The following is a 2,836-nucleotide window of genomic DNA, read 5'->3' on the forward strand; positions in this document are numbered from 1 at the left end:
AACGTGCGCGATTGGATGCTGCGCAACCTCGACCGCGCGAACATCTACGTTCCTGCTGAATCGGCCGAGTTGCTTCCGCGGCTGGAGATGTACATCCGGGCGCGGCTTGGCGGGAGCGTGTACGAGGGTGCGGCATGAACGCGCCTCGGCAACACGGCAGCAGGCCGCGAGGGCGCACGTTGCCCGCACCTAGCGCCAGGCGTCTTGGTGCGAGCGGATGGGTCACTTCGCTGCGAAGCGGGTGTCGCCATCCTCGCCGGGTGTCAGGTCGACGACGTTCGTCCGCGGCGTCCAACGTGGGTGGCTGCCATTCGGCCCCCTCGAAGACGGATTGGGCTGTTTGCCGCCATCATCCGCCCTTCGGTGCCGAGCCGCCGAACCGAGCGGTGGGCCGCAGAATCGCGTTGCCTAATACGCTGTAGCTGACGCTTCTCGGTCGCTGTCGTCACACATCGCAGCGGGCCAGGGGCGCCGTGAGTACGCACCGCAACGATCACGGCCATCAACTCCCTGCTCGGGCAGCCGGTCTGCTGCGGGCTGTCTCGAAGGACGTGAACTCCGGTCGAATGATTAAACGTTCACGCGGGGAAAAGCTGTGGCGCCCGTTCGGAGAGTAGGAAGCTCTTCATATCGCTCTGCTTGCGGGGGACACCGTCCTTCTGCTGAATCTCGTCGTCCACATACCAGTACAGCCGCCGGGCGTCGCTGGGCGATCGCTGCTGGGCCAGAGCACGTGCCTCCGTGAGGGTGAAGAGCCAGACCAAATCTGCCTTCAACGACACCAGCGCCAGCAACTGGGCAGGGCAGTCATGAGGAAAGACCCAGCCCACCGCCAACTTCCCCTTGCCACCGGCGCGAACCGGCGCCTGTACTGCTTTCACCTGCACCGTTGTTGCGGACGCCGTTGCTGGCGCGTACACGACGAGATCGATGCCCGCATCCGTCGTGAGGCGGGCACTGTCGATTCCCATCTTCAGCAGTTGGTACTGCACCAGGAGCTCGCCCGCGGCGCCGATGTGCTGAGTGCTCATTTCCACAACGTAGGGCAGTCCATGATCGGACGAACAGACTGCGGCCCACGCGGTGGCAGAGACGGCGACAGATCACATCAGCCGACCCGAGCACCAGCATGACGTTGCCGGTCCTGGGAGGAGTCCGCCCACGGCGCCACGTCTTTCGCCGCGCGAGTCGAACGGCCGTCCGCCACGTCGGTGCTAGAGCCTCGGCCGCAGCAGTACACCGATCTCGTGCTGCAGATGTAGCGTCCAACCGCTTTCTTCGACGTACGACCGAAGGCGATCCTCGCAGCCCTCGGCCGACGCGTTCCGATGCGACGTCCATGCGATGAAGTCTCGGACGATCAGGTCATGTGGGCGACTGAGGCCCGTGGTGTAGTCGAGTGAGCTACCTGGGGACGCCCAACCGTGGAGACTCACCGAACTCACCGTGCTCAGGAGCCCTGCCCCAATGAGGGCAAGGTCGCCGTACGTCACATCTGTGCGCGGCGACACCACATCCAGCATTCCGCGGAACTTCTGAGGATCTGTCACTCGACGATTGTCGCGCCACACGCTTCCTGTCGGAATCGCGTCTTTCCGCCGCTTCTGCGATGCGCGTTGCGTGCGCTGATGACAGCCAACAGATTAGAGTTCCCTCCCTTGCTGGCAAGGGAGGTGTCGGGCTTGGCCGGCTCAGTTCCGGTTGGCGACCCAGGCATCGATCGACTCCAGCACCGTGTCCGTGACGCTGTGCTGGGGGACGAAGCCCAGGACTGCTCGCGCCTTCTCCATCGAAAACATGGGGGCCCGCCCAATGTGCTCCATGGTGGCTGCCGCATCCTGCTCATCGACACGGGCCGTGAACTCACTCCACGGAACGAACTCCAGCGCGGGCTGGTGACCGAAGTGGCGGGCGACGAGCTCGGCATACCCCCGCAGGGTCAGCGCTTGCGTGCAGACGCTGTTGAAGCTCTGCGACGAGGCGTCGTCGGGCTGCTCCAGGCACGCGTGGTGCAGACCTGCGACGTCCTCGGCATGCACGTGGTGGATGGTCTCGCCACCGCGGTCAGGCAGCAGGCAGGAGCCGTCGGCCCGAAGTCTGTCGATAACAGCCGGGTCCAGGTTGCCCGCCGGACCGATCGGCATCCAACCGGGGCCGCTGATGTGGCCCGGGTGCACCACGCTCGCGCGCACCCGATTCTGGCTCATCAGGTACCGCTCTATCGCCAACTTGTTGATGCCGTACTCCCCATACGGGTCCTTGGGTGCGTCCTCGGTGGTGGGGACCAGGGCGCTGGCACCGTACGACCAGAGGCTTCCCGTGTGCACGAGGTGCTGTCCATCAAGCGCCTCGACCAGCTGACGGGCCTGCGCTGGTGTGAAGCACGTCAGGTCCACCACCGCGTCGGGTTCGAGCTGCGCAACAGCCCCACCGAATACGCCCTCCGCCTCCGCCTGCTCGCGGTCGCACGCCACCATCTGCACCGCTCCCCAGAGCGGGTCCTCACGGTAGGCCCGGCGCACGCCACGACTCATGACGACCACCTCGTGCCCAGACCTCACCAGGCTCGGCACCAGATACGTGCCGATGTGTCCCGTGCCTCCGATGACAACCACGCGCATGGCCACGACCTTATCTTCGCGCATCGGTCCCGATCTCACTCGCAACTCTGTGATGCGTCTATCCGCCGCGAGTGCGCGGACTGTTCGCCTGAACCTGTCGACCAATGCCGCTACCGTCCGAACATGAGCATTGACCTCGATCCGATCTTGGTGGATTTCACAGCGGTGGCTGACCGCCTAGGACTAGCCGGTTGGCCCGCGAACCTTCCTGTTGA

General features: G+C 65.0%; 2 protein-coding genes. Both read right to left on the reverse strand.

Going from position 1 to position 2,836, the window contains the following annotated elements; all coding sequences use genetic code 11:
* Positions 1-578: 578 nt before the first annotated feature.
* A complete protein-coding gene (locus ACN8HC_RS19690) occupies positions 579-1,031 on the reverse strand; it encodes a hypothetical protein (RefSeq protein ID WP_490076537.1) in 453 nt (150 codons plus the stop codon).
* 660 nt (positions 1,032-1,691) lie between these two features.
* Positions 1,692-2,621: an NAD-dependent epimerase/dehydratase family protein gene (locus ACN8HC_RS19695; protein WP_490076538.1), complete on the reverse strand. Its 930-nt coding sequence runs from the start codon at positions 2,619-2,621 to the stop codon at positions 1,692-1,694.
* Positions 2,622-2,836 lie beyond the last annotated feature (215 nt).

Source organism: Flexivirga sp. YIM B11880 (assembly GCF_058148645.1).

Coding starts and splice junctions, on each gene's coding strand:
- ACN8HC_RS19695 (WP_490076538.1), bottom strand. CDS start 2,621: ATGCGCGTGGTTGTCATCGGAGGCACGGGACACATCGGCACGTATCTG.
- ACN8HC_RS19690 (WP_490076537.1), bottom strand. CDS start 1,031: ATGAGCACTCAGCACATCGGCGCCGCGGGCGAGCTCCTGGTGCAGTAC.